This is a genomic window from Actinacidiphila acididurans, assembly GCF_016918855.1.
GTDB classification, from domain to species: Bacteria; Actinomycetota; Actinomycetes; order Streptomycetales; family Streptomycetaceae; genus Actinacidiphila; species Actinacidiphila acididurans.
Window position 1 is genome coordinate 91,337 of the sequence record NZ_JADKYB010000011.1, and the last position, 25,142, is coordinate 116,478.

21 protein-coding genes are annotated in these 25,142 nt (G+C 75.0%); 15 read left to right on the top strand and 6 right to left on the bottom strand.

What is annotated here, in order from left to right; all coding sequences use genetic code 11:
* Window position 1 precedes the first annotated feature (1 nt).
* The 5 genes from ITX44_RS21060 to ITX44_RS21080 are packed head-to-tail and all read left to right on the top strand — an operon-like array spanning window position 2 to window position 9,597.
* Complete coding sequence (locus ITX44_RS21060) at window positions 2-3,292, top strand: lantibiotic dehydratase (protein WP_236061188.1); 3,291 nt, start codon at window positions 2-4, stop codon at window positions 3,290-3,292.
* The gene (locus ITX44_RS21065; protein WP_205358846.1) at window positions 3,289-4,437 is read left to right on the top strand and encodes a lantibiotic dehydratase C-terminal domain-containing protein; all 1,149 of its coding nucleotides are present in this window, start codon (window positions 3,289-3,291) and stop codon (window positions 4,435-4,437) included. The genes ITX44_RS21060 and ITX44_RS21065 overlap by 4 nt, the downstream gene beginning before the upstream one ends.
* On the top strand, window positions 4,434-6,899 hold the full coding sequence (locus ITX44_RS43075) for an ATP-binding cassette domain-containing protein (RefSeq protein ID WP_372440956.1): 2,466 nt from the start codon (window positions 4,434-4,436) through the stop codon (window positions 6,897-6,899). Before ITX44_RS21065 ends, ITX44_RS43075 begins: the two co-directional genes overlap by 4 nt.
* Window positions 6,896-7,654 carry an ABC transporter permease gene (locus ITX44_RS21075; RefSeq protein WP_205358847.1) on the top strand — a complete coding sequence of 253 codons (759 nt, stop codon included), beginning with the start codon at window positions 6,896-6,898 and terminating at the stop codon, window positions 7,652-7,654. Before ITX44_RS43075 ends, ITX44_RS21075 begins: the two co-directional genes overlap by 4 nt.
* Complete coding sequence (locus ITX44_RS21080) at window positions 7,651-9,597, top strand: TOMM precursor leader peptide-binding protein (RefSeq protein ID WP_205358848.1); 1,947 nt, start codon at window positions 7,651-7,653, stop codon at window positions 9,595-9,597. The genes ITX44_RS21075 and ITX44_RS21080 overlap by 4 nt, the downstream gene beginning before the upstream one ends.
* Window positions 9,598-9,775: 178 nt before the next feature.
* Here ITX44_RS21080 and ITX44_RS21085 read toward each other — a convergent pair whose 3' ends face one another.
* Entirely contained in the window at window positions 9,776-9,961 is a 186-nt protein-coding gene (locus ITX44_RS21085; RefSeq protein ID WP_372440957.1) for a thiazolylpeptide-type bacteriocin, read from the bottom strand.
* A 248-nt stretch (window positions 9,962-10,209) separates the two neighbouring features.
* Between ITX44_RS21085 and ITX44_RS21090 the strand changes: the two genes are divergently transcribed.
* From ITX44_RS21090 to ITX44_RS21120, 7 genes are all read left to right on the top strand, one after another.
* The gene (locus ITX44_RS21090) at window positions 10,210-11,652 is read left to right on the top strand and encodes an amidohydrolase (RefSeq protein ID WP_372440958.1); all 1,443 of its coding nucleotides are present in this window, start codon (window positions 10,210-10,212) and stop codon (window positions 11,650-11,652) included.
* A 25-nt stretch (window positions 11,653-11,677) separates the two neighbouring features.
* Entirely contained in the window at window positions 11,678-11,929 is a 252-nt protein-coding gene (locus ITX44_RS21095; protein ID WP_205358850.1) for a YkoF family thiamine-binding protein, read from the top strand.
* Window positions 11,926-12,306, top strand: coding sequence for a helix-turn-helix domain-containing protein (locus ITX44_RS21100; RefSeq protein ID WP_205358851.1), 381 nt, complete (start codon window positions 11,926-11,928; stop codon window positions 12,304-12,306). The genes ITX44_RS21095 and ITX44_RS21100 overlap by 4 nt, the downstream gene beginning before the upstream one ends.
* A gap of 70 nt (window positions 12,307-12,376) precedes the next feature.
* Entirely contained in the window at window positions 12,377-12,886 is a 510-nt protein-coding gene (gene uraD, locus ITX44_RS21105; RefSeq protein ID WP_205358852.1) for a 2-oxo-4-hydroxy-4-carboxy-5-ureidoimidazoline decarboxylase, read from the top strand.
* Window positions 12,883-13,287 carry a hydroxyisourate hydrolase gene (gene uraH, locus ITX44_RS21110; RefSeq protein WP_205358853.1) on the top strand — a complete coding sequence of 135 codons (405 nt, stop codon included), beginning with the start codon at window positions 12,883-12,885 and terminating at the stop codon, window positions 13,285-13,287. The genes uraD and uraH overlap by 4 nt, the downstream gene beginning before the upstream one ends.
* 5 nt (window positions 13,288-13,292) lie before the next feature.
* The gene (gene pucL / locus ITX44_RS21115) at window positions 13,293-14,276 is read left to right on the top strand and encodes a factor-independent urate hydroxylase (RefSeq protein WP_205358854.1); all 984 of its coding nucleotides are present in this window, start codon (window positions 13,293-13,295) and stop codon (window positions 14,274-14,276) included.
* An 88-nt stretch (window positions 14,277-14,364) separates the two neighbouring features.
* Entirely contained in the window at window positions 14,365-15,723 is a 1,359-nt protein-coding gene (locus ITX44_RS21120) for an 8-oxoguanine deaminase (RefSeq protein ID WP_307795427.1), read from the top strand.
* Between the two features lie 12 nt (window positions 15,724-15,735).
* Here ITX44_RS21120 and ITX44_RS21125 read toward each other — a convergent pair whose 3' ends face one another.
* From ITX44_RS21125 to ITX44_RS21140, 4 genes are all read right to left on the bottom strand, one after another.
* Complete coding sequence (locus ITX44_RS21125; protein ID WP_307795406.1) at window positions 15,736-16,449, bottom strand: excalibur calcium-binding domain-containing protein; 714 nt, start codon at window positions 16,447-16,449, stop codon at window positions 15,736-15,738.
* Between the two features lie 211 nt (window positions 16,450-16,660).
* Window positions 16,661-17,149: a GNAT family N-acetyltransferase gene (locus tag ITX44_RS21130; RefSeq protein WP_205359022.1), complete on the bottom strand. Its 489-nt coding sequence runs from the start codon at window positions 17,147-17,149 to the stop codon at window positions 16,661-16,663.
* A gap of 129 nt (window positions 17,150-17,278) precedes the next feature.
* Window positions 17,279-18,898, bottom strand: coding sequence for a malate synthase A (gene aceB / locus ITX44_RS21135; RefSeq protein WP_205358855.1), 1,620 nt, complete (start codon window positions 18,896-18,898; stop codon window positions 17,279-17,281).
* Between the two features lie 122 nt (window positions 18,899-19,020).
* On the bottom strand, window positions 19,021-19,662 hold the full coding sequence (locus tag ITX44_RS21140; protein WP_205358856.1) for a nucleotidyltransferase family protein: 642 nt from the start codon (window positions 19,660-19,662) through the stop codon (window positions 19,021-19,023).
* Between the two features lie 127 nt (window positions 19,663-19,789).
* Between ITX44_RS21140 and ITX44_RS21145 the strand changes: the two genes are divergently transcribed.
* Together ITX44_RS21145 and ITX44_RS21150 are read left to right on the top strand one after the other, a co-directional pair.
* Entirely contained in the window at window positions 19,790-22,177 is a 2,388-nt protein-coding gene (locus tag ITX44_RS21145; protein ID WP_205358857.1) for a protein kinase domain-containing protein, read from the top strand.
* Between the two features lie 162 nt (window positions 22,178-22,339).
* Complete coding sequence (locus tag ITX44_RS21150) at window positions 22,340-22,693, top strand: DUF5955 family protein (protein ID WP_307795407.1); 354 nt, start codon at window positions 22,340-22,342, stop codon at window positions 22,691-22,693.
* A gap of 97 nt (window positions 22,694-22,790) precedes the next feature.
* Here ITX44_RS21150 and ITX44_RS21155 read toward each other — a convergent pair whose 3' ends face one another.
* Window positions 22,791-23,558, bottom strand: a complete 768-nt coding sequence (locus ITX44_RS21155; protein WP_372440959.1) for an IclR family transcriptional regulator — start codon at window positions 23,556-23,558, stop codon at window positions 22,791-22,793.
* Window positions 23,559-23,755: 197 nt separating this feature from the next.
* Between ITX44_RS21155 and allB the strand changes: the two genes are divergently transcribed.
* On the top strand, window positions 23,756-25,120 hold the full coding sequence (gene allB / locus ITX44_RS21160) for an allantoinase AllB (protein ID WP_205358858.1): 1,365 nt from the start codon (window positions 23,756-23,758) through the stop codon (window positions 25,118-25,120).
* Window positions 25,121-25,142: the final 22 nt, after the last annotated feature.

The following is a 25,142-nucleotide window of genomic DNA, read 5'->3' on the forward strand; positions in this document are numbered from 1 at the left end:
CATGGAGGACACGCTCGACGCGAGCACCACGCGCGCGGCCCTGGCGGACGCCGCCGGGCCGGACCGACTGCCGCCCCGGGACTGGCGGTTGCACCGCCGGTTCGTGCTGCGGGTGGGCGGACTGCCGATCGAGGCCGTCGAGCGGCTGCGGGCGCCGGAGGCTCGGGAGTGGGCCGACCGCGTCCTGGCCGCCCGGGGGAGCGCCCGGCTGCTGGCCGAGGAGCTGAACGACCCGCTGACCGTCCTGGTCAAGGCGACCGAGGACGACCGCGAACGCCGGGACGTACTGGCCCTGCGGCGCGCGGTGTTCAACGGTCGGCTGCCGCGCGACCCCGGCGCCGTACGGGAGTTGGCGCTGCGGTCGGGCGGTGCGGCCGGGGACCTGCTCACCCGGTGGCTGGCCGTCCAGGAGGAACTGGCCGCGCTGCTCGGCGGCGGTGAGCCGGTGCTGGCCGAGGCGCTGGCCCGGACCCGGGCCGAACTGCGGGCGCTGGCCGGGGAGGACCGGCTCCGGCTCGGCCTGGCACTCGCCTCGCCCACGCTCGACGGGCAGCTGGACGCCTTCGTGGCCGACACCGCGCCGGTGCCGGACAAGCGGGCCCGAAAGAAGGAACGGTCGCTGCTGGCGTACCTCTACCGCACGGCCTGCAAGACCAGCCCCTTCAGCACGTTCACCGCGGTCGCGGCCGGCCGGTTCGTGCCCGCCGCCGGACGCCCCTCTGCCGACCGGCCCGACGCTCCTGACCCACGCGCCGCCGAGCACCACGAGGTGCACCTCGGCACCCGCTGGACCAGCCACCCGCGGCTGAACGTCGTGGTGCTGGCCCGGCTCGCCGAACTCGTCGCCGCCGACCCGCGACGGCGCGCCGACCTGCCCGTCGCCCTCTCGGCCGGCTGGGACCTGGACGAGGACCGGGTCCGCTACGTCCGCCGCTCGGTGACCGCGGGCGACGACTCCGCGGCGGTCAGCTTCGACGCCGCCCACGACCGGCTCTTCTTCCTGCGCCGCAGCGGCACCCTTGAGCGCATGCTCGCGCTTTTTCAGGGCGGTGACCCGGTGTTCGCCTCCCGTGCGGGTGCCGGCCCCGCCGGCGGGGGTGATGAGGCGGGTGAAGTGCCGGGCGGTGGCTCCGCCGCCGGTGGCTCGAGGAGCGGAGTTCTTTCGGTGGGCGGCCCGGGGAACGGTGCCCCGCCGGCGGGCCCCTCCCCTACAGGCGCAGGCTTCGCAGGCGGTCGGAGTGTTCAGGCGGGCCAAGTGCGGGGCCGTGGTCCGACTGCCGAGGGCTCCGGAGACGGCGGCTTCCCGGAGGAGGGCGGCCGGGCCGACGGCTCCCGTGCTACCGGTTTCCCGGGCAGTGCCTCTGCGAGCGACCCTGTTCCGGGGGACGATTTCGTGGAAGGCTCCCCGGACGGCCGGGTCCGGGGCGACAGCGCTGCGAGCATTCGCTTCGGGAACGGCCGCCCCCGGTCCGGACCTACCCCCGGAGGGACCCTGCGCTGGGGCGACCTGGAGGCGTGGCTCGCCGCCGAGACCGGGGCGAGCCGGGCGGAGGCCGCGCGATATCCGGCGACCCTGCTGGAGCTGGGCATCCTGCAGATGACCGGGCTGGAGACGGACGTGCACGCGCCCGACCCGGTGCGCGCCTTCCAGGACGCGCTGCGCGGGCTGGACCGGGACTGGGCGGACGCGGCGGCCGGCCGGCTGGAGGCCGTGGCGGGATGCGTGGCCGCGTGGAGAGCCGCCGGGTCCGGCGAGCGGCGGGCGCTGCTGGCCGGCCTGCGCCGCGAACTGCTCGCCCTCTTCGCCGAGTTGGGCGCCGAGACGCCCGTGCTGCCGCAGACGCTGCTCTACGAGGACGTACGCGAGGAGGAGGTCGGCGCCGGCCTGGAGCAGTGGACGGCGCTGGCGGCCGAGCCGCTGGCCGCCCTCACCGGCATCCTGCCCGCCTTCGACGTGGCCCTGCCGCAGCGGCTGACCCTCAAGGGCTTCTTCCTCGCCCGGTACGGCCGCGGCGGCCGCTGCGACGACCTGCTGCGGCTGGTGCACGACTTCCACGAGGACATCTTCGGCCAGTACCTGAGCTTCACCGCGACCAAGCCGCGGTGGGCCGCCGACGGCAGCCACGCCCAGGAGGAGAACTGGCTCGGCATGCCCGAGGTGACCGCGCTGGACCGGGCCCGGGCCGAGTTCACCGGGCGGCTGCGCGACCTGTGGGACGGCCACCCGGCCGGCGCGCCCGAACTGCGCCTCGACGAGGCCACGATCGAGGCGGTCGCCGCCGAACTCGCTCCCGTACGCGGCACCTTCGCGCCGCACAGCCACTTCGTGCAGCTCGCCGCCCGCCCGGACGACCCGCTGGTGGTGCTCAACAACTCCTACGGCGGCCTGAGTTTCCCCTTCACCCGGTTCACCCACTGCTTCGACGACGACCCGGCCGACGGGACCGGCACCGCGGAGTCCGCCGGCACCCAGCCCGGGGACTCCGGCCCGCTCACCGCCGAGTTGCGCGCCACCCTGCGCTCCCTCCAGCCGCCCGGCGCGGTCTTCGCCGAGATCACCGCGGGCTCGGCGACGACCAACCTCAACCTGCACAGCCGCCTGACGGACCACGAGATCGTCTGCCCCGGCGAGACCAGCACCGCGCCCGCCGCGGCCCGGCTGGACCTGGACGACCTCTACGCCGAGCACGACGCGGCCGCCGACCGCCTGGTGCTGCGCTCGCGCCGGCTGGGCGCCGAGGTGATCCCGCTCTACCTCGGCTACCTGGTGCCCATGGTGCTGCCCGAAGTGCCGCGCACCCTGCTGCTGTTCTCGCCCACCTCCCGGGCCCACCCGGAGATGTGGCGCGGGGTGCCCGAGGCACCGGCCGTGGCCGGGGTGACCACCCGCCCGCGGATCCGCTACCGCAGCCTGGTCGTGCACCGCCGGAGCTGGACCGCCGCCCCCGGCGCCCTGCCGGTGCGCGAGCCGGGCACGGACGACGCGGCCCACTACCTGGCCTGGCAGGAGTGGCGGCACCGGCACGGCCTGCCGGACCAGGTGTTCGCCACCGTCCACGACGACGATGCGCCCGCCTTCGGTAACGCCAAGCCGCAATACGTCGACTTCGACAGCCCCCTGTCGCTGCTCGCCCTCGACGCCCTGACCGGCGGCGGCCGCTCCCGCACCGTCTTCGAGGAGATGCTGCCCGCGCGCAGCGACCTGCACGTGCGCTCTGCGCGCGGCCATCACGTCGCCGAACTCGCCGTGGAGATCGTCCCCGGTCCCGGAAGGCAGGACAGCCCCGCATGACGACCACCCTCCGCCCCCCGGAGCAGCCGGACCCGGCCGGCCGCCGCCCCGCGCCGCCGACCGGGACCGCCACCGGCACCGCACAATCCGCCCCCGCCCCCGCCCCCGCCCCCGACACCCGCGGCGACTGGCAGGCCTACCACGTCTTCTACGCCGCCAGCACCCGCCCCTTCCTGCTCGAATGCGCCCGCCCGCTGGTCGCCGAACTCGACCGGGACGGCCTGCTGGCCGGCTGGTTCTTCATCAACTACTGGCTGGAGGGCCCGCACATCCGGCTCCGGTTGCGCCCGGCGTCCCCCGAAGCCGCCGCCGCGGTCCGCGAGCACGCCGAGCGGGCCGTCGCCGACTTCCTGCGCCGCCGCCCCGCACTGTACGAGGTCAAGGGCGGCTTCCTCGCCGACCTCTACAACACCCTGTTCGAGCTGGAGTTCCCCGGCGCGGAACGCGACCCGTACGTGGACGACAGCGGCCACATGCGGCTGCGCCCCAACAACTCCTTCAGCCCCGAACCGTACGAGCCGGAGTACGGCAAGTACGGCGGCCCGGCCGGGGTGGAGCTGGCCGAGTGGCACTTCCAGCGCTCCAGCGAACTGGTCGTGCAGGCCGCGGCGACCATGAACCTGCACCTGCGCACGGTCCTGCTCGGGGTCGCCGCCCAGCTGATGATGACCATGTCCGGCTGCCTGGTCCCGGACGAGGAGGCGCTGCTGCACTTCCTCGACCGCTACCACGCCTTCTGGAACCAGGCGTTCGCCGGCACCAACTTCACCGCGCGGGACGGCTACGACCGGGCGTACGGCGCCATGGACGCCTCGCTGACCCGCCGCTTCACCGACATCCGGCGGGCGGTGGCCGAGCCCGCGCCCGAGAAGCTGCCCGGCTTCCTGCGCGGCTGGGCCGAGCACTGCCTGGACCTGCGGGACCGGATCACGGACCTGGCCCGCGGCGGCGACCTGGTGTTCCGCTCCTGGGACGGCACCGGTGACCTGCCGGTCGGCGACCCGGAGCAGGCGCTGCCCATGCTGCTCTCGCCGTACATGCACATGACCAACAACCGGCTGTCGGTGAGCGTGCGCGACGAGGCGTACCTGTCCTACGTCCTCGGCCGCGCGCTGCGCGAGCCACAGCCCCCGGCGGCGGCGTGACCACCGCCGGCGACCTGCTCGCCATGCGGCCGCGGGTCCGTACCGACCTGATCGTCGGCCCGCGCCTGATGCGCGGGCCCACCCCGGTCCACCTGGTCAAGGACCCGGTCAGCGGCGCCCGGATGGAGCTCGGCGCCAAGGAGCACTTCATCGTCAGCCGACTCGACGGCACCCGCCCGCTGGCCGAGATCGGCCAGGAGTACGCCACCGCGTTCGGGGCCCGGCTCGGCGAGGCCCAGTGGCAGCAGTTGCTGCGGCTGCTGTCGGTCCGCGGGCTGCTGGCGGGAGTGGGTACGGGCGCGGGCCAGGGTACGGGCGCGGTCGCTCGGCCGCACCCGTCGGCTTCCGGAGGGCCGGAGGGAGCGTTCACGCCGACGGGAGTGCGTACGGGCCGAGGGACGGGCGGAGTCGGCGGCGCAGATGCGCGGCAGCCCCCGCCGGCGGTTTCCGAGCGGCCGAACGGCTCGGCCCCGCAAGGGAGTTGGCTGGGCGGGCGGACCAAGCTGGTCGCCGACGCGCCCGCGCTGATGGACCGGCTGCACGAAGCGACCGCCTGGGCCCGCCGCCCCGCCGTGCTCGGGCCGCTGTTCGCGCTGTGCGCCGCGCTGTTGGTGACCGAGGCGGTGCAGTTCGGGCAACTCGCCCACGACACACGGCGGCTGTGGCACGAGCCGGTGACCCTGCTGGCCGCCGGCGCCGTGCTGTGGGTGTCGCTGGCTCTGCACGAACTCGCCCACGGGCTGGTGGCGAGGACGTACGGGCTGGAGGTCGGCGAGATCGCGCTGCGCCGGGTCGCGGGGGTGATGACGTACCTCTATTGCGAGGTCACCGACGTGCAGTTCCTCGGCCGGCGCGGCCGCCAGGTGGCGGTGGCGTGCGCCGGGGTGGTGGCCAACCTCGTCTTCCTGCTGCCCTTCTGGCCGGTGTGGGCGCTGCTGCCGGACCACGCGCAGGCCGAGCCCTTCTTCGGCGGCCTGCTCCTGCTGGGCACCGCCACCGGCCTGGCCAACCTGATCCCGCTGCCGCCGCTCGACGGCTACAAGGCGCTCGGCTACGCGCTCGGCACCCTGCGGCTGGCCTCCGAGAGCCGCGGCTGGGCCCGGCTCGCCGCCCGCGCCGCACTGCGCCGTACCCCCGAGGACCGGGCGCGGGCCGCCCGCTACGCCCGGGCCACCCGGTGGATCCTCGGAGGTTACGCCGTCCTGTGCGTGGCCCTGGCCGCCGCCGTCCTGCTCGCCGCGGGCCTGGCCTGCCGGGCTGCCCTGCCCGCGGGCTGGCACCAGGTCAGCCCGTACCTGCCGGTGGCGGCCGTGCTGGCCGCGCTGCTGCTGCGCACCGCGGGCCTGCGGCTGCGCGCGATGCGCCGTACGCAGCCGGACGGCACGGACGGTCCGGCGGCACCCGGCGCGCGCGCCGCCCGTACCACCACCGCCGGCGGCGTACCCGTGCCACCGGCGACCGCCACTGCGACCCACGCCACCGAGCCGCCGCCCGCTGCCGGTCCCGTCCCGCCCGATCCGCAGGAGAAGAGCGCCATGACCACACCCGACCTGGCGTCGGAGCCGGCCGTCGTGCTCGACGGCGTGACCAAGAGCTACGGCGAGGTGCGCGCCCTGGACGGGGTGTCGTTCGATGTCACCCGGGGCGAGTTCTTCGGGATCCTCGGGCCCAACGGCGCGGGGAAGACCACCCTGGTGGAGATCGTCGAGGGGATGCGGCAGGCGGATTCGGGGAGCGTCACGGTGCTCGGCTCCGCGCCGTGGCCGCGCAACCTCGAACTGCTGCGGCGGATCGGGGTGCAGACCCAGACCTCGGCGTTCTTCACCCGGCTCACCGCGATCGAGCACCTGGAGACCGTGGCCGCGCTGCACGGCCTGGAGCGGACGACGGCCGGGCGGGCCCTGGAGACCGTGGGCCTGACCGACAAGGCCCGCAGCCGGGTCGACAACCTCTCCGGCGGCCAGCGGCAGCGGCTGGCGCTGGCCACCGCGCTGATCCACGAGCCGGACCTGATCTTCCTGGACGAGCCCACGGCCGCCCTCGACCCGGAGGCCCGCCGCTCGCTGTGGGCGGTGCTGCGCCGCCTGCGCACCGAGGGCCGCACCATCGTCCTCACCACGCACTACCTGGACGAGGCCGAGGCGCTGTGCGACCGGGTGGCGATCATCGCCCGCGGCAGGCTGGTCGCCCTGGACACCCCGTCCGCGCTGGTACGGGGGCTCGCCGCGCCCGCCCGGCTGTTCGTGCCGGCCGACCGGATCACCCCCGACCAGGCGCGGGCCATCGAGGGCGTGGACCGGGTGCTGGTGGAGGGCGGCGAGGTCGTCATCGAGACCAGGGCCGCCAACCGGGTGCTGGTCGCCGTCGGCGCCTTTGTCGACATGTCGGAGATCCGGACCCGCACCGCCACGCTGGAGGACGCCTACCTGCGGCTGACCGGAACGGAGCACAGCAGCCGATGACCACCACCGCCTATGCCGCGCTGACCCGGGCCGCCTGGCTGGCCTCGGTGCGCGACCGCACCACCGTCTTCTTCACCTTCGCCTTCCCGCTGGTGTTCCTGCTGGTCTTCGGGCTGCTCTTCCGCGGCCAGTCGGTCGACGGCGGCCTTCCGTACATCAACTACACCGCCCCCGGCGTGCTGGCCTGGGGCGTGGGCAACGCGGCGCTGTTCGGCCCGGCGTTCGCCATGATGCACTGGCGGCGCGACGACATCCTGCGCCTGGTGTGGCGCACCCCCACCCCGCTGCCCACCGTGCTCGCCTCCCGGTTCGCCGTCGCGGTCGGGGTGGGCCTGGCGCAGGCCGTGCTGTTCACCGCGGTCGCCCTGCTGCCCGCCTTCGGCCTGCACCTGCCCGGCACCTGGCCGCTCGCGCTGCCGCTGCTGGTGCTCGGTGTCGCCGCCTTCCTGGCCCTCGGCCTGGTGGTGGGCAGCCTCGCCGACACCCCGGAGGCGGTCGCCGCCATCGCCAACTGCGTGATGGTGCCGATGGCGTTCCTGTCCGGCGCCTTCTACCCCGCCGACCTGCTGCCGGGCTGGATCCGCACCCTGTCCTGGGCGCTGCCGCTGCGCTACCTCGACCACGGCCTGACCAATGTGCTGGCCGGCCGCGGCGGGCTCGGCCCACTGGGCCTGGACTGCCTGGGACTGGCCGCCTTCACCGCCCTGTTCGGCATCGTTGCCACCCGCACCTTCCGCTGGAGCAACCGGACATGACCCTCACCCCCCTCGCCGGGCCGGACGCCGAGGCCCCGGCCGGCGCCGGCCCGCTGGCCGCCGCCGGCCGCGACCTGGCCGCCAAGCTGGCCGCGCACGCCGCCCGGGCCGGCCGTCCCGCCCCGGCCGTCGCCGTCCTCGGCGACCACGACGTGCTGCGCCCCGAACCGGACGCTGCCGCCGCCCACCGCGCCGCGGCCGCCGTCCACCTCACGCCCGACGCGGTGCTCATCGGCCCCTGGGGCGGCGACGGAAGCGAACCGGCCTGCGGCGGCTGCCTGGCCGTGCGCTGGCAGCGGCTGCGCACCCGTACCGAACGCGAGGCGCTGGAGACCGGGCTCGACGTGGCCGCCGCCGGCGCCTGGCCGGTGCTGCCGGACTGGACCGCCGACGCGGTGTGGGCGCTGCATGAGTGGACGGCCGGGCAGGCCGCGCGGACCGGCGGGCTGCCCCGGGTCACCCGCTACGACCTGGAGACCGGCCGGGTCGGCACGGTGCCGCTGCTCGCCGAGCCGCTGTGCGAGGGTCACTTGCGCCCGGCCGCCTCCGCCGCTCCTTTCGCCGAGCCGCCCCGGCTCACCGCGCGGCCCAAGCCCGGCCCCGACCGCTACCGGCTGCGCGCGCCCGCCTCGTACGCGCTGCCCACCGCCGCGCTCGCCAACCCGGTGTGCGGCGTCCTCGGCGCCGGGACCTGGCTCGACGTCACCTCGCCGACCACCGCCCCGGTGGCCGGCAGCGTCTTCATGCGCGGCTACGCCGGGCTCACCGACGTCACCTGGAGCGGCCAGGCCAACTCCTTCGCCGCCAGCCGCGACCTGGCCTTCCTGGAGGGCCTGGAACGCTACGCCGGGACCCACCGGCGCGACGCCGAACCGCCGCTCGTGGCGTCGTACGAGAGCCTGGGCGCCACCGCCCTCGACCCGCGCGACTGCGGGCTCTACGCGCCCGAGACCTACCGCGACGACGACATGGTGGCGCCCTTCGACCCGGCCCGCCCGATTCCCTGGGTACGCGGCCACTCGCTGCGCGACGACCGGCCGGTGTGGGTGCCGGCCCGGCTGGCGTACTACAGCGCCGGCACGCCGGCCGACAACTTCGTCTTCGAGTGCTCCAACGGCTGTGCCATCGGCGGCAGCCTTGAGGAGGCCGTGCTGTTCGGCCTGCTGGAGCTGATCGAACGGGACGCCTTCCTGCTCGGCTGGTACGGCGACGCGCCGCTGACCGAGATCGACCTGGCCTCCTGCGCCGCCCCGGAGATCCGCGCGATGGCCGACCGGGCCGCGCTGTGCGGATACGACGTGCACGTCTACGACAACCGGATCGACCTGCCGGTGCCGGTGGTGACCGGGCTCGCGGTGCGCCGCGACGACGGCCCGGGCACCCTCGCCTTCGCCGCCGGCGCCGCCTTCGACCCGGAGACGGCCGTGGCCGCCGCGGTCTCCGAGATCCTCACCTACTTGCCGCACCTGCCCCGCCAGGTCGGCGAGCGCCCCGCCGAACTCGAGGCCATGGCTGGGGACTTCACGAGGGTGCGGCGACTGGCGGACCACGCGGCGCTGTTCGGGCTGCCCCGGATGAAGCGGCACGTGCGCGGCTACCTGGAACCCGCCGCGGTCCGCCCGCTGGCCGAGGTCTACCGTTCCTGGCAGCAGGACCGGCCGCGCGGCACCGACCTGCGGGAAGACGTCCTCTGGCTGCGGGACGTGCTGGCCGGCGCCGGATTCGACGTGATCGTGGTCGACCAGACCACCCCGGAGCAGCGGCGGTACGGGCTCACCACGGTGTGCACGATCGTGCCCGGGCTGCTGCCGATCGACTTCGGCTGGACCCGGCAGCGGGCGCTGACCATGCCGCGGCTGCGCACCGCCCAGCGGCGGGCCGGGCTGCGCCCCGCGGATCTGGCCGAGCACGAGATCCGGCGGGTGCCGCATCCCTTTCCGTGAGCGGGTGTTCGGGTTGGGCGAGGGGTTCTCCGGGCGGGCGGTCGGCGGGCTGCCGGCCGATCGCCCGCCGGTCGGTGGCCCGTTGGCCGTCCGGCTTTGGGCCGATCGCCCGCCGGAAACGGCAGATGGCCGCGCGGCCGGACCGACCGGCCGCGCGGCGCTCTCACCGACCCGGCGGTCAGGCGGTGCAGCTGGTGGTGCTGGTGGTGCTGGAGCAGGTGCTGGTCGACGAGCAGCTCGTCGAGGAGCCCAGCATGACCTCGCTCGCGTCGGAGTAGTCGGTGATCTCGAAGGTCTCGGACTCCAGCTCCAGGATCTCCTGGGCGAGGGAGGCGAGCGGCGCGTCCATCTTGATGTCGGCCATGGTGACTCCTTGTGTTCCCGACGGCAAAGGGCGGGCGGCACCGCAGGGGGCCGCAGCACTTTTCTACGCGCGTCCGCTGTCACATCCGGGTGCCGCCCGCTGGCATGTCGCTGTCATCCCCCGGGGCCGGCAGCCGGCGCGGCCCGGCGGTACTTCCTGGGAAGGGGAATTCGTTGACCTCGATCGGTGACGGCGCGCCCGGACGGACCCGGGTGGGCTACGCAACGGGCTCGGAGCCGGAAGAAGCGGTGACGGACCGTCAGGGGTTCGCCGCGGACACGGCAGGCCTGCTGCCGGCGATCGCCGCCTTCTACCTCGACGTCCACCGCCATCCCGAACTGTCCGGGCGGGAGGAGCGCACGGCCGGGCGGTTCGCGGACTGGCTGGGGGCGGCCGGGTACGAGGTGCGGCGCGGGATCGGTGGCCACGGGGTGGCCGGGGTGCTGCGGAACGGGCCCGGCCCGGTGGTGCTGGTGCGGGCCGAACTCGACGCCCTGCCGGTGACGGAGGATACCGGGCTGCCGTACGCCAGCACGGTGCCCGGGGTGATGCACGCCTGCGGCCACGACGCCCACCTGGCGTGCGCCGCCGGGGCCGCCCGGCTGCTGGCCGCGGGCGCGGACCGGTGGCGGGGCACGCTTGTGGTGGTCGGCCAGCCCGCCGAGGAGACGCTCAGCGGGGCCGAGGCGATGCTCACCGACGGGCTCTACGACGCCGTGCCCGTCCCCGACATCGCGCTGGCCCAGCACACCGTGCCGCTGCCCGCCGGCATGGTCGCGCACGCCGACGGCCCCGCACTGGCCGCCGGCACCACCCTGGAAGTCGTCCTGCACGGGCGCGGCGGTCACGCGGGCGCGCCCCACCTGGCGGTGGACCCGGTGGTCACCGCGGCCGCCACCATCCTGCGGCTGCAGACCGTGGTGTCCCGGGAGAGCGCCCCCGGCGACCCCGTGGTGGTCACGGTCGGCGCGGTGCACGCCGGCGGCCCGGGCAACGTCATCCCCGACCGCGCCACCCTGGAAGTGACCGTACGCGCCTTCTCCGACCCCTCGCTGGACCGCGCCCTGGCCGCCGTACGCCGCATCGTCACCGCCGAGTCCGCCGCCTCCGGCGAGGAACGGCCCCCCGGCATCCGCGTGCTGTCCCGCTCCACGGTGACCGCGAGCCACCCGGACGTCACCGAGACCCTGCGCCGCGCCCACGAACGGGAGTTCGGCCCCCACCGCGTCACCCGCTGGCAACCCTCGCCCGCCACCGAGGACTTCCCCCTCCTCGGCTCCTGCGGCGCCCACCTCCACGGCCATCACGGCATCAGAACCGGCTACTGGATGCTCGGCGCGGTCGGCCCGCGCCAATGGGCGGCGGCGCTCGGTGGTGGCGGCGCGGACGGTGGCGGCGCAGGCCGTACGGCGGGCGGCGCGCGAAAGGGCGCGGGTGGTGTGACGGCGGGCGGCGCGGACCGTCGTACGCCCGACGCCCGCCCCGGCGCCGCGAAGGCCGCGCCCGGCCCGAGCCCCGCCGAACGCCTCGCCGCCCTCCCCGGCAACCACTCCCCGCACTTCGCCCCGCACGTCCGCCTCACCCTGGAAACCGGAACCGCCGCGCTGGCCGTCGCGGCCCGCGCCCACCTCGCACCGCCGCCCGGGTCGGTTAAGGTCGCCTCCCGGCCGCCCTCCGGCGGGGAGGGCTGAGGCACCGTATCCGTGGGGGCCCCTTGTGAGACTGAGGCTGGAGTTCACGACCGAGCCGTTCGACCTGGACGTGCCGCCGGGGCATGCCGTGGCGGCGCGGGAGGTCGCCGAGCGGGCGCTGGAGGCGGTGGACGTCGGGCCGTTCGGGACGTCGGGGGAGGGGCCGGCGGATGCCGTGATCGAGGCGGTCGGCGAGCTGCTGCGGCGTACGCTCGCGGCCGGTGCCACCCGGGTCTCGCTCCAGGTCAACGCCCTCCCGGAAGGAGGCGGGCGATGAGCGGCGGCGGCGCGGCCCATCCCTTCGCGGAGGCGGTCCGGCCCCTGGTCGACGCCATGGGCGCGGAAATGCTTCCGCCCGGCGAGGCCGGCGACGACGACGTGGTGCTGACCTGGGAAGGGCAGGCCGTGGTCGCGGTCCGCCTGCCCCCTCTGGCCGACTCCCTCGACCATCTGCTGGCCGACCTCGAACGCCGCCACGGCCCCTTGGCCGGCCTCGGCCGCAAGGACAAGCAGCAACTCGTCCGCCATCTGGAGGAACGCGGCGCCTTCGCCCTGCGCCACGGCGTCGAGACCGTCGCCTCCGCCCTCGGTGTCTCCCGCTTCACCGTCTACAACTACCTGAACAGGGAGAACGCCGGGCGCGACACTCCCTGACGGACGCGCGGGGAGGACCTTTTTCAACAAAGTGTTGACGTCGCTCCTCGGCGGCTCCTACGTTGCGACTGTGACGACCAGCGTGCCGCCGGGGCTGAGCCGGCTGAACGAGGCCGCCGCCGAGAGCGCGGCGGAGCTGTTGCGCGAGGTGTGCGCAAGTGGAGCGTGGGTCGACGCGGTGGTACGGGGGCGGCCGTACGGCGGGCTCGACGATCTGCTGGCGGCGAGTGACGCGGCGAGCGCCGGGCTCACCGAGGACGACCTGGCGGAGGCCGTGGCCGGCCATCCGCCGATCGGGCGGCCCGCGCCGGGGGACGCGAGGTCCGCGCGGGAGCAGAGCGGGGTGGGCGAGGGCGAGCGGGAGGAGCTGCTGCGGCTCAACCTGGCCTACCAGGAGGCGCACGGCCATGTCTTCCTGATCTGCGCCACCGGCCGTACGGGTGAGGAGATGCTCGCCGCGCTCGAGCAGCGGATCGGCAACGACGCCGGCACCGAGCGCGGGATCGTCCGCACCGAGCTGGGAAAGATCAACCGGGTCCGGCTGACCCGGCTCGCCGAGAAGCCGGAGGATGCCGCGTGACCAGCACATCCGAGGCAGCTCCCGGAACCGCCACCGTGTCCACCCACGTACTGGACACCGCCGCCGGCCGCCCCGGCACGGGCGTGCCCGTCGAGGTGTCGGTGCGCCCCGGCCCGCAGGACCCCTGGACGCCCCACGCCCGGTCCGTGACCGACGCCGACGGCCGCTGCGCCGGCCTGCCCGCGCTGCCGCCCGGCACCGCGCACGTCATGCTGAGCTTCGACGTGCAGGGGTGGCGCGCCGGATCCGCCGCCCCCGGCACCGCGGCCCCCGGACCGTACGGGACCGGCCCCGCGTTCTTCCCGGAGGTCACGGTCGTCTTCGCCGTCCGTCCGGGCGAGCACCATCACGTACCGCTGCTGCTCAGCCCGTTCGGCTACTCCGTATACCGAGGGAGTTAGCACCCATGACCGCCTCTTCCCCGGCCGGCGCCCGGCCGCCCGGCCCCGCGCGCACCACGCGCCTCGGGCAGAACCAGTACGGCAAGGCCGAGACCCGCCTGGTCCGCGTCGTCCGGGACGGCGCCACCCACCACATCCGGGACCTCAACGTGTCCGTCGCCCTGTCCGGCGCCATGGACGCCGTGCACTACTCCGGCGACAACTCCGCCGTCCTGACCACCGACACCACCAAGAACACGGTCTACGCCTTCGCCAAGGAGCACGGCGTGGCCTCGCCCGAGGCGTTCGCCGTCCACCTGGCCCGCCACTTCGTCGGCAGCGCGCCGTCCATCGAGCGGGCGAGGATACGGATGGAGGAGTACGCCTGGGAGCGCATAGCCGCGCCCTCCGCCGAGCCGGGGGGTCCGGGCACCGCCCCTGCCCCTGCCCCCGCCTCTGATGACAAGCGGCACTCCTTCGCCCGCACCGGCCGGGAGACCCGTACCACCGAGGTCACCTTCGACGGCACCGCCTGGCAGGTGATCTCCGGCCTGAAGGACCTGGTGGTCATGAACACCACCGACTCGGAGTTCTGGGGCTTCGCCAAGGACCCGTACACCACGCTCAAGGAGACCCGCGACCGCATCCTGGCCACCGAGGTCACCGCGCGCTGGCGGCACGACTGGACCGGTGACGCGCAGGACGCCCCGGACTGGGACGACTCCTGGGCGCGGGCCCGCGCGGAGCTGCTGGCGGCGTTCGCGGGCACGTACTCCCTCTCGCTCCAGCAGACCCTCTACGCCATGGGCGCCAGGGTGATCGAACAGCTCCCCGACGTGGCCGAGATCCGGCTCTCGCTGCCCAACAAGCACCACTTCCTGGTCGACCTCGAACCCTTCGGCCTGAAGAACGACAACGAGGTGTACTTCGCCGCCGACCGCCCGTACGGCCTCATCGAGGGCACCGTGCTGCGGGAGGGCGCCGAGGCCGCCATTGCGGTGACGGACTGAGGAGGCGCACGTGGCAGGCACCGTGGGCAGCGCGGACACCGCGGGCTCCCCAGGCACTTCAGGCACTTCAGGCCCTTCGGCCGAGCGCATCGTCATCGAGAACGCCGCCGTCGCCACCGTGGACGCGGCCGGCACGGAGTACGCGAGCGGGCACGTGGTGGTGGCCGGCAACCTGATCGAGGCGGTCGGCCCCGGCCCCGCGCCGGCCGGCCTGACAGGGGTACGGCGGCGGGTCGACGGCACCGGACACCTCGTCACGCCCGGCCTGGTCAACACCCACCACCACTTCTACCAGTGGCTCACCCGGGGCCTGGCCCAGGACAGCAACCTCTTCGACTGGCTGGTCGAGCTGTATCCCACCTGGGCGCGGATCGACGAGCCGATGGTGTACGCGGCCGCCGCCGGCTCGCTGGCCATGATGGTGCGCGGCGGGGTCACCACCGCGATGGACCACCACTACGTCTTCCCGCGCGGCGCGGGCGACCTGCTCGGCGCCGAGATCAGGGCCGCGGCCGAGATCGGGGTGCGGTTCACCGCCGCCCGCGGCTCGATGGACCGCGGCCGCAGCCAGGGCGGGCTGCCGCCGGACTTCGCGGTGGAGACCACCGACGAGGCGCTGGCGGCCACCGAGGAGGCGGTCGCCACCCATCACGACCCGTCCTTCGGCTCGATGCTGCAGATCGCGGTCGCGCCCTGCTCGCCCTTCTCGGTCTCCACCGAACTCATGCGCCGGTCCGCGGAGTTGGCCCGCCGGCTGGGGGTGCGGCTGCACACGCACGGCAGCGAGACGGTGGAGGAGGAGAAGTTCTGCCACGAGCTGTTCGGGATGGGCCCGACCGACTACTTCGAGTCCACCGGCTGGCTCGGCCCGGATGTGTGGATGGCGCACTGCGTGCACATGAGCGACGCCGATGTGGCGGCCTTCGGCGGGACCGGCACCGGGGTGGCGCACTGCCCGTCCTCCAACGCCCGGCTCGCCGCCGGGATCGCCCGGGTGCCGGACCTGCTCGCCGCGGGTGTCCCGGTCGGCCTCGGCGTGGACGGCACCGCCTCCAACGAGTCCGGCGAGCTGCGCACCGAGTTGCGCAACGCCCTCCTGGTGGCCCGCCTGCGCGCCGGCGAGAAGGCCCTCACCGTCCGTCAGGCGCTGCGCCTGGGCACGTACGGCGGCGCCGAGGTCCTCGGCCGCGCAGCCGAGATCGGCTCCCTCGAACCGGGCAAACTCGCCGACCTGGTGCTCTGGAAGATCGACGGCCTCGCCCACTCCACCATCGCCGACCCGATCGCCGCCCTCGTCCTCGGCGCCCCCGCCCCCGTCACCCTCTCCCTGGTCGGCGGCGTCCCCGTCGTCGAACACGGCACCCTCACCCGCACCGACGAGCACACCGTCGCCCACCTCACCCGCACCGAAGCCCGCCGCCTGGCCTCGATCGCGGGCCTGGCCTGAGTCGTTCCCCCGCTATTCGCAGGCCACCCCGTCGCCGTCCCGGTCCAGCCGGCGCGAATAGCCGGGCTGGCCGGCGTAGATGGGTGCCGCTCCGGCGGCGCGGGCCTCGGTGCAGTTGGCGTAATACGTGTCGCCCGAGGAATCGGAGCCACCGGACGAGCTCGACGAGCCGCCGGAGGTGGACGAGGACGACGAGGAGGACGACCCGCCGCCGGTCTCGCAGGCGATGCCGTCGCCGTCGCGGTCGAGCCGGCGGGAGTAGCCGGGCTGGCCGGCGTAGATGGGTGCCGCTCCTGCGGCGCGGGCCTCGGTGCAGTTGGCGTAGTAGGTGTCGCCGCCCGTGTCGGAACCCGAGGCCGACCCGGACCCGCCCTCGCTCTGCGACGGCGACGCAGTCGCCCGCACGGGTTTGGTCGTGGTCGGCGCCGGCGTGGTGGGCTCGGGAGTGGTCGGGGCAGGTGACGGAGTGGTCGCGGTGGGCGACGGCGCGGGCGTGGTCGTGGGCGGCGTGGTGGTCGGCGCCGGGGCCGAGGTCGTGGTGGCCACCCTCGCGGCGTCCGCCGTCGCCGGCCCGGTGGACCCGGACGAACCCGGGCTGACCAGGGCCACGACGAACCAGATCAGCGACAGCACCGAGGCCACCGCCTTGGTCCGCGGCGCCCACCGCCCCAGCACGGCCAGCACGACACCGACCGGCGGCAGCAGCACCAGGAAGGCGATGACCACCCAAGTCCGCCGCCACCACCGTTCCGCGGCGGGCGGTATCGGTGGCGGCGGTGGTACGGGGGTTCGCGCGGCGTACACAGTCCGGGTCCTTCCTGCCTGACGGGGGAGCGACCGACCATATCGGCGCACTACGTATCAGGTGACCCGAACCCCGCGAGACGGACGTACTTGCCGCCCGACCGGCAATTCACCCTTGCGCCCACGGCCGGGCTCACAGCGGGCGGTGCATGATGTGGAGGCCCACGTAGCCGAGGCGGGGGTGGCGGAAGCCGTCCGGGACCGTGCCGAGGATGTGGAAGCCGAGGGCGCGGTAGAGGGACACGGCACGGGTGTTGGACTCGACCACCGCGTTGAACTGCATGGCCCGGAAGCCCTCGGCGCGGGCCCAGCGCAGTGCTTCCTCGCACAGGGCGCGGCCCACGCCCTGGCCGGCCCGGTCCGGGTCGACCATGAAGCTGGCGCTGGCGATGTGGGCGGCGTTGCCCATCTGGTTGGGGTTCATCTTGGCGCTGCCCAGGACGGCGCCGGTGTCGTCGACCGCCACCACGGTGCGGGCGGGCGGGGCGAGCAGCCAGATCCCGCGGGCCTGGGACTCGGTGATGTCGGTCGGGTAGCCGAAGGTCTCCCCCTCGGCGCAGATGCGGCGCAGGAACGGCCAGATCCCCGGCCAGTCACCGGGGACCACGTCACGGATCAGCAGGGGCGTGGGCATGGCCGCCAGCATGACCGGCGGGCGGAGCGGGGCGCAAAGCGAATAGCCGCTTCCGGCCCGTCCTGAAGCGTTGCCGTACGGTCCCTCACCGGCTCCGCCCGCCGAACGGGGAAGAGGTCAGCCCTCCAGCTGCTCGTACGCCGGCAGGGTGAGGAATTCCGCGTAGTCGGTGTCCAGGGCGGTGCGGAGCAGGAGTTCGTACGCCTGGGTCCACTTGCCGGTGGCGTAGGCGTCCTCGCCGACCTCGTCGCGGATGGCGAGGAGTTCGTCGGCGGCGACCTGGCGGACCAGTTCGGGCGTGGCCTTCTCGCCGCCTTCGAGGACGACGCCGAGGTGGGTCCACTGCCAGATCTGGGAGCGGGAGATCTCGGCGGTGGCCGCGTCCTCCATGAGGTTGAAGATGGCCACCGCGCCGGAGCCGCGCAGCCAGGCCTCGATGTAGCGGATGCCGACCTGGACGGCGTTGCGCAGGCCGTCGAAGGTGGGGCGGGCGTCGAGCGAGGCGATGTCGATCAGCTGGGCCGCGGCGACCTGGACGTCCTCGCGCAACCGGTCCTTCTGGTGCGGGCGTTCGCCGAGCACCGCGTCGAAGGAGGCCCGGGCGACCGGCACCAGGTCCGGGTGGGCCACCCAGGAGCCGTCGAAGCCGTCCCCGGCCTCCCGGTCCTTGTCCATCTTGACCTTGGCGAACGCCATCTCGTTGACCTGCGGATCACGCCGGGACGGGATGAAGGCCGCCATCCCGCCGATCGCGTGCGCCCCGCGCTTGTGGCAGGTGCGCACCAGCAGTTCGGTGTAGGCGCGCATGAAGGGGGCGGTCATCGTCACCGCGTTGCGGTCCGGCAGCACGAACCGCTCGCCCGCGTCACGGAAGTTCTTCACGATCGAGAACAGGTAGTCCCAGCGCCCCGCGTTGAGCCCGGAGGCGTGGTCGCGCAGCTCGTAGAGGATCTCCTCCATCTCGTACGCGGCGGTGATCGTCTCGATCAGCACGGTGGCGCGGATCGTGCCCTGCGGGACCCCCACGTAGTCCTGCGCAAAGACGAACACGTCGTTCCACAGCCGCGCTTCGAGGTGCGACTCGGTCTTGGGCAGGTAGAAGTACGGGCCCTTGCCGAGGTCGAGCAGCCGCCGCGCGTTGTGGAAGAAGTACAGCCCGAAGTCGACCAGGGCGCCGGGCACCTGCTGCCCGTCCACGGTCAGGTGCCGCTCGCTCAGGTGCCAGCCGCGCGGCCGCATCACCACCGTGGCCAGCTCGGCCGCGTCCTTGAGCGCGTAGGTCTTGCCCTCGGGTGAGGTGAAGTCGATGCGCCGCTCGTAGGCGTCGATCAGGTTCAGCTGGCCGCCGACGACGTTCTCCCAGGTGGGCGCGGAGGCGTCCTCGAAGTCGGCGAGCCAGATCTTCGCCCCGGAGTTCAGGGCGTTGACGGTCATCTTGCGGTCGGTCGGGCCGGTGATCTCCACCCGGCGGTCCTGGAGGGCCGGCGGTGCGGGCGCCACCTGCCACTCGCCGTCGCGGATGTGCCCGGTGCCGGGCAGGAAGTCCAGCGTGGCGGTGCGGGCGATCTCCTCCCGGCGCTCGCGGCGCAGCACCAGCAGCCCGTCGCGGCGCGGGGTGAACCGGCGGTGCAGTTCGGCCAGGAAGTCCAGCGCCTGCGGGGTCAGCACCTCCTCGCCGCGCGGGACGGGCCGGGCGTCCGGGGCGACGACGGCCGGGGACGGCGCGCTAGCGGACATGCGGGTCACTCCTCCACGGGTTGCCTGACGGCCGCGGCCGCGCCGCGGCGGCACGGGATGACGCACAGTCGGCCGCTCGGCCGGTTCTGCAAGGTGGATCATAGTTTTCGCAGTGCGGAACTTCAACGTTTTGTGGCACGCTCCGCGGCCGCCGCGAGAAGCCGCAGGTCGCCGGGGGTGTCGATGTCCGCCGGGTCGCCGACGTCGCCGCACTCCACCAGAACCGTCTGCTCGGCGTGCGCCCGCAGGTACGTCCGCGCCCCCCGGTCCTCGCCCGCGCCGGCCGCCACGCCCGCCCAGCGGCTCGCCCCGATCAGCACCGGATGCCCGCGCCGGCCCTCGTACATCGCCGAGACCAGCGCCGAGACCAGGTCGCCGCGCGCGTACGCCGCCGCCAGCACCCGCGCCACGGTCTGCGCGCCCACCCCCGGCTGGTCGACCAGGCCGATCACGGCCGCCGGCGGGTGCGGCGCCGCGCCGGCCAGCGAGGCCAGCCCGGCCCGCAGCGAGGAGCCCATCCCGCTCTCCCAGTGCGGGTTCTCCACGAGCACGCAGCCCGTCAGGTCCGCCTGCTCGCGCACCTGCGCGGCCGCCGCCCCCAGCACCACGTGCACCGGGCCGCAGCCCCCCGCGCGCAGCATCTCCACCGCGTGCTCCACCAGCGGCCGTCCCCGGAACGGCAGCAGCGCCTTCGGCCTGCCCCCCAGTCGGCGCCCCCCGCCGGCCGCCAGCAGCAGCCCGGCCACCTCGCTCTTGCTTTCCATACGTCCTGCATACCGCGTGTGCGGGGACACGGGAACGACCGCGGGAGCCGCGCCTGACCCCCGGTGCGGTCCGGTATCGTCGGGCCGTGTCCCGGCAGGGGCGGCGCCAGGGAAGAAACGGGGTCAGATGGGCGTGTCGCACTCCGGTCCGGTCTTCCGGGGACCGGCCTTCGAGCCGCTCCGGGACGGCGATCCGGCGACGGTGTCGGGCCACCGGATCAGTGCGCGGCTCGGCGACGGAGCGCTCGGCCCGGTCTACTACGCCCATGCGCCCGGCGGCCGGCCGGTCGCCCTCACGGTGCTGCGGCCCGAGGCCGCGGAAGGCGCAGACTTCGCTGCCCGCTTCCACCACGACGCGCAGGCCGCAGGCCGGGTGCGCGGGCCGTGGACGGTGCCGGTCACCGGCAGCGGCAAGGAAGGCCCCCGGTTCTGGATCGCCTCCGACTACGTGCCCGCTCTCACCCTCGGCGCGGCGGTCGCCTCGGGCGGCCCGCTGCCCACGGTCACCGTCCTGCGAATGGTCGCCGGTATCGCCCGCGGCCTCCAGGACATCCACCACGCCGGCATCGTCCACGGCGACCTGCGCCCCTCCCAGATCCTGCTGTCCGCCGACGGCCCCCGCATCCGCGATTACGGCATCGCCCGCCCCCCGGGCATCCCACCCCGCCCCGCCGCCGAGACGCCCGAACCGTCCCCGACGCAAGAACAACCTGCCGGAGGCCGGGAGCACGAGCCCGCGTACGTCGAAATCGCCGCGTGCGTAGCGGAGAAGAGCGCAGACCAGCCGGAGCCGTCGCCTGTGGGCGGGCACGGGACGGGACTGACGAGCGCGGGCGCCTACGGGACGGGCGCCGCGCCGGAGCCGTCGCCTGTGGGCGGCCACGGGACGGGACCGACGACCGGGGGTGGCCACGGGACGGGCGCAGCGCCGGCGCCGTCGCCGGCGGGCGGGCACGGGACGGGACCGACGAGCGCGGGCGGCCACGGGACGGGCGCCGCGCCGGAGCCGTCGCCGGCGGGCGGGCACGGGACGGGACCGACGAGCGCGGGCGGCCACGGGACAGGCGTCGCGCCGGCGCCCCCGACGGGCGGGGCGTCTCCGTCCGGGCCGGCAGCGGAGCCGCACGCGCAGGTGGACCCGCACTCGTCCGGGGACCCGCACTTGGTCGTGGAGCCGTACCCGGCTGCGGACCGGTACCCGGCCTCGGACCCGCACCGGTCAGCGGACCCGCGCCCTGGCGCGGACCCGCATTTGGTCGTGCAGTCGCACCCGGCCTCGGACCCGCATCCGTCAGCGGACCCGCACTCCGTCACGGACCCGCGCCACGCCGTGGACCCGCACCCTTCCCCCTCCGCCCAGCGGCCCCCCGTGCCCAGCGGCATCTCGGCCCCCTTTCTCGCGCCCGAGCAGGTCGCGGGGCGGGCGGCGGGGCCCGCGACGGATGTGTTCGCGCTCGGGCAGCTCGCCGCGTACGCGTCGATCGGGAGCGCGCCGTTCGGGGAGGGGGGCGTCGCCGAGGTGGCGGCGCGGGTGCCGCAGGGGGAGCCGGATCTGTCCGAACTCCCGGGCGAGCTGCGGGAGATCGTGACGCGGTGCCTGATCAAGGACCCGGCGCTGCGGCCGTCGCCCGCGCAGATCATCGCCATGTGCGGGCAGGCGGCCCCGGAGTCGACCCGGCCGCGCAGCGACCCGTGGCTGCCGCCGGTGCTGACCGCCGCGATGGTGCCCGCGATGCCGCCGCCGGCCCCGCCGCTGCCCACCGCGGCCCCGGTGCCGGGGCCGCCCGCCCATCCGCCGGGCCTCACCTGGCACCCGAACCACTGGCCGCGCCCGGACCTGACGCACCTGCCGTTGCCGCACCGCCGCGGCAGCCGGGCGGCGGGCGCGTTCGCCGCGGTCGCGGGCTTGGCGGTCGCGGTGGTCGCGGGCGTCGCGCTGGCCGGCGGATTCGACGGCGGCGACCATGCCGCCGTGGGCCCGGCGGGAGCGGCGGCCCCCACCGGCGCCGCCTCCGCGACCGCACTTCCGCCGCAGAGCGGCCCCGTACCCGGGACGCCGACCACCGCTCCGGCCCCGGGCGCGCCCGCTCCCGGGGCGACCGGCACGCCCGGCGCCGACGCCGGTACGGCCTACCTCGGTGTCGAAGTGCCGGCCGGCTACAGCCTGTTGCTCCAGCAGGACCCGCTGGAGGTACGGCAGGGCGCGCTGGCCGGCTCCTTCGGCTACACCGACCAGGGGGACGCGTTCGCCACCGACGCGCGGCAGGCGAGCCTGTCGCTGCTGGCCCCGGCGGGCCCCGGCACCCCGGCCGCGTGCGCCGGCGGCACCCGGGTGACCAGCGTGCCCCGGCGGATGGTGACCAGCGGCACCCGGATGTGCGTGCGTACCGCGGACGGCACGACCGCGCTGGTGACGTTCCGTCAACTCACCCCGCCAGGGGCGCCGAACCCGTACGCGACCATGGATGTGACGGTCTGGCGGGTGACCGGGCTGACCGCAGAAAACAATCAGTAAAGATTCCTGTTCATCACTCGTGCGCGGCCCGCTGGGATTTCTTCGCAATTTCGCACAAGATTGTGGCGCACAGGCGTGGAAGCGCGTTTACTGATCGCCCCCGGACGGCGCGGCCGACGGTCTTCCGGGGTGCCGGCGGGAAGGGCGAGGCAGGAGTACGTGGTGGGGGAGACGCGAGTGCTCGACGACGAGCGCAGCGGTGCCGCCGCTCGGGCGGCGGCGCAGGAAGGTGTTGCGGGGGGCGCGGGATCGGCATTGGCGAGGGCGGTGGCCCGGTTGAGCGCCGAACTGGCGGAATACCGGCCGACGTTACCCGATCGGGCGGTCGCGGAGGACGAGTTGGCGGCGCTGGCCGGCCAGGCGAGGGTGGCTCAGCTCTCCCCGGTCCTGCTGGACATGGACGCGCTGCGTACCTCGCTGCTCCTGCTGGTGGCCGCGCTCGGCTCGGTGAGCGCCCTGGCGAAACCGCTGGACGCGGTGCGCCGCGAGGTGGAGGACCTGACGCCCACGGGATGAGGGGGACAAGGGGGACATGGTCCCGGCGGCACCGGGAGAAAGCCGACCCGGGGCGTGACCGGCCTCGTACGAGCGCCGGATCAGGCCTGCGCGCCGATCAGGCCTGCGCCCCGGCACCGGCCAGCGCACGCGACAGATTGTGCGCGACCGTGTGCAGAATTGGGACGATCTTGTCGGTGGCCGCCTCGGTGACCCGGCCGGCCGGGCCGGAGATCGAGATGGCCGCCGCGGTGGGGGAGTCGGGCACGGGGACGGCCAGGCAACGCACGCCGATCTCCTGCTCGTTGTCGTCCATGGCGTAGCCGAGCTCCCGGACCCGGTCGAGTTCGGCCAGGAAGCGGTCCGGGTCGGTGATGGTGCGCTCGGTGGCGGCCGGCATGCCGGTGCGCAGCAGCAGCGCCCGTACCTCCTGCGGCGGCAGCAGGGCCAGCAGCGCCTTGCCGACCCCGGTGGAGTGCGGCAGCACCCGCCGGCCGACCTCGGTGAACATCCGCATCGAGTGGCGGGAGGGCACCTGCGCCACGTACACCGCCTCGTCGCCGTCGAGCAGCGCCATGTTCGCGGTCTCGCCGGTGGCCTCCACCAGCTCCGCCAGATACGGCCGCGCCCAGGTGCCGAGCAGCCGGGAGGCGCTCTCGCCGAGCCGGATCAGCCGCGGGCCGAGCGCGTAGCGGCGGTTGGGCTGCTGGCGTACGTACCCGGCGGCGACCAGGGTGCGCACCAGCCGGTGGATGGTGGGCAGGGGCAGTCCGCTGCTGGCCGACAGCTCGCTCAGGCCCACCTCGCCGCCCGCGTCGGCCATCCGCTCCAGGAGGTCGAAGGCTCGTTCGAGCGACTGGACGCCGCCGGCGCGGTCACTGGACACCTGCGCTCCCCCTGTGACGATGGTGACGGCGATCGGCGCGGAATGCGCTTTTCGCTTGGTGGAAGTCTACCGCTCTTGACGCCCGGGGGAACCCTATCCACCATGTCCTTCAACAGACCGTTGAACATGCCCCCGGAAGGTGCCGCGACGCGCGAAACCGGCGCGACCCGAGGCGCCACGACGCTGGAGGTTCGCCCGTGCCGGACGCCGTGACGGACCTGGTGCTGCGCTCGACCCGGGTGGTGACCCCCGAGGGGGAACGGCCGGCCTGCGTGGCCGTCGGCGGCGGGACGATCCGCGCGGTCCTGCCGCACGACGCCCCGGTCCCGCCCGGCGCCGTGCTCACCGAACTCGGCGACGACGTCCTGCTGCCCGGCCTGGTCGACACCCACGTCCACGTCAACGACCCCGGGCGCGCGCACTGGGAGGGCTTCGCCACGGCCACCGCGGCGGCCGCGGCCGGCGGCATCACCACCCTGATCGACATGCCGCTCAACAGCGTCCCGCCCACCACCACCGCGGCCCACCTCGCGGTCAAGCGGGACGCCGCCCGCGGCCGCGTTCACACCGACGTCGGCTTCTGGGGCGGCGCGGTGCCCGGCAACCTCGCCGACCTGCGCCCGCTGCACGAGGCGGGCGTCTTCGGCTTCAAGTGCTTCCTGCTGCCGTCCGGCGTGGACGAGTTCCCGCCGCTCGGCCGGGACGAACTCGCGGCGGCCATGACCGAGTTGGCGTCCTTCGGCGGGCTGCTGATCGTGCACGCCGAGGACCCGGGAGTCATCGACGCGGCCCCGCAGAAGGCCGGTCCCGCCTACGCCGACTTCCTCGCCTCGCGCCCGCCGGCCGCCGAGGACACCGCGGTGGCCCAGGTGATCGACCTGGCCCGGCGGCTGGGCGCGCGGACCCACATCCTGCACCTGTCCTCGGCGAGCGCCCTGCCGCTGATCCGCCGGGCCCGGGCCGAGGGGGTGCCGGTCACCGCGGAGACCTGCCCGCACTTCCTGACCCTGACCGCGGAGGAAGTCCCGGACGGCGCCACGGAGTTCAAGTGCTGCCCGCCGATCCGCGAGGCAGCCAACCAGGACCTGCTGTGGCAGGCACTGGCCGACGGCACCCTGGACTGCGTGGTCTCCGACCACTCGCCGTCCACCATCGACCTCAAGCACAAGGACACCGGCGACTTCGCCGCCGCCTGGGGCGGCATCTCCTCGCTCCAGCTCGGCCTGCCGGCGGTGTGGACGCAGGCCCGCCGCCGCGGTCACACCCCGGCCGACGTGGCCCGCTGGATGTCCGCCGGCCCGGCCCGGCTGGCCGGCCTGGACCGCAAGGGCGCCATCGCGCCGGGCCGGGACGCCGACTTCGCGGTGTTCGCGCCGGAGGAGACCTTCACCGTGGACCCGGCCGCGCTGCACCACCGCAACCCGGTCACCGCCTACGCCGGACGCACCCTGCACGGCGTGGTCCGCGCCACCTACCTGCGCGGCCGGCCGGTCGCCGAGCACGGCGCCGTCATGAAACAGCCCGCCGGCCGGCTCGTGGAACGGCCGGCCGGCGGGAGCTGAATCGGCGCCCGGGCGCAGGAGG

Coding starts and splice junctions, on each gene's coding strand:
- ITX44_RS21065 (WP_205358846.1), top strand. CDS start 3,289: ATGACGACCACCCTCCGCCCCCCGGAGCAGCCGGACCCGGCCGGCCGC.
- ITX44_RS21100 (WP_205358851.1), top strand. CDS start 11,926: ATGAGCGGCGGCGGCGCGGCCCATCCCTTCGCGGAGGCGGTCCGGCCC.
- ITX44_RS21145 (WP_205358857.1), top strand. CDS start 19,790: ATGGGCGTGTCGCACTCCGGTCCGGTCTTCCGGGGACCGGCCTTCGAG.
- ITX44_RS21140 (WP_205358856.1), bottom strand. CDS start 19,662: ATGGAAAGCAAGAGCGAGGTGGCCGGGCTGCTGCTGGCGGCCGGCGGG.
- aceB (WP_205358855.1), bottom strand. CDS start 18,898: ATGTCCGCTAGCGCGCCGTCCCCGGCCGTCGTCGCCCCGGACGCCCGG.
- ITX44_RS21060 (WP_236061188.1), top strand. CDS start 2: ATGGAGGACACGCTCGACGCGAGCACCACGCGCGCGGCCCTGGCGGAC.
- ITX44_RS21085 (WP_372440957.1), bottom strand. CDS start 9,961: ATGGCCGACATCAAGATGGACGCGCCGCTCGCCTCCCTCGCCCAGGAG.
- ITX44_RS21080 (WP_205358848.1), top strand. CDS start 7,651: ATGACCCTCACCCCCCTCGCCGGGCCGGACGCCGAGGCCCCGGCCGGC.
- ITX44_RS21075 (WP_205358847.1), top strand. CDS start 6,896: ATGACCACCACCGCCTATGCCGCGCTGACCCGGGCCGCCTGGCTGGCC.
- pucL (WP_205358854.1), top strand. CDS start 13,293: ATGACCGCCTCTTCCCCGGCCGGCGCCCGGCCGCCCGGCCCCGCGCGC.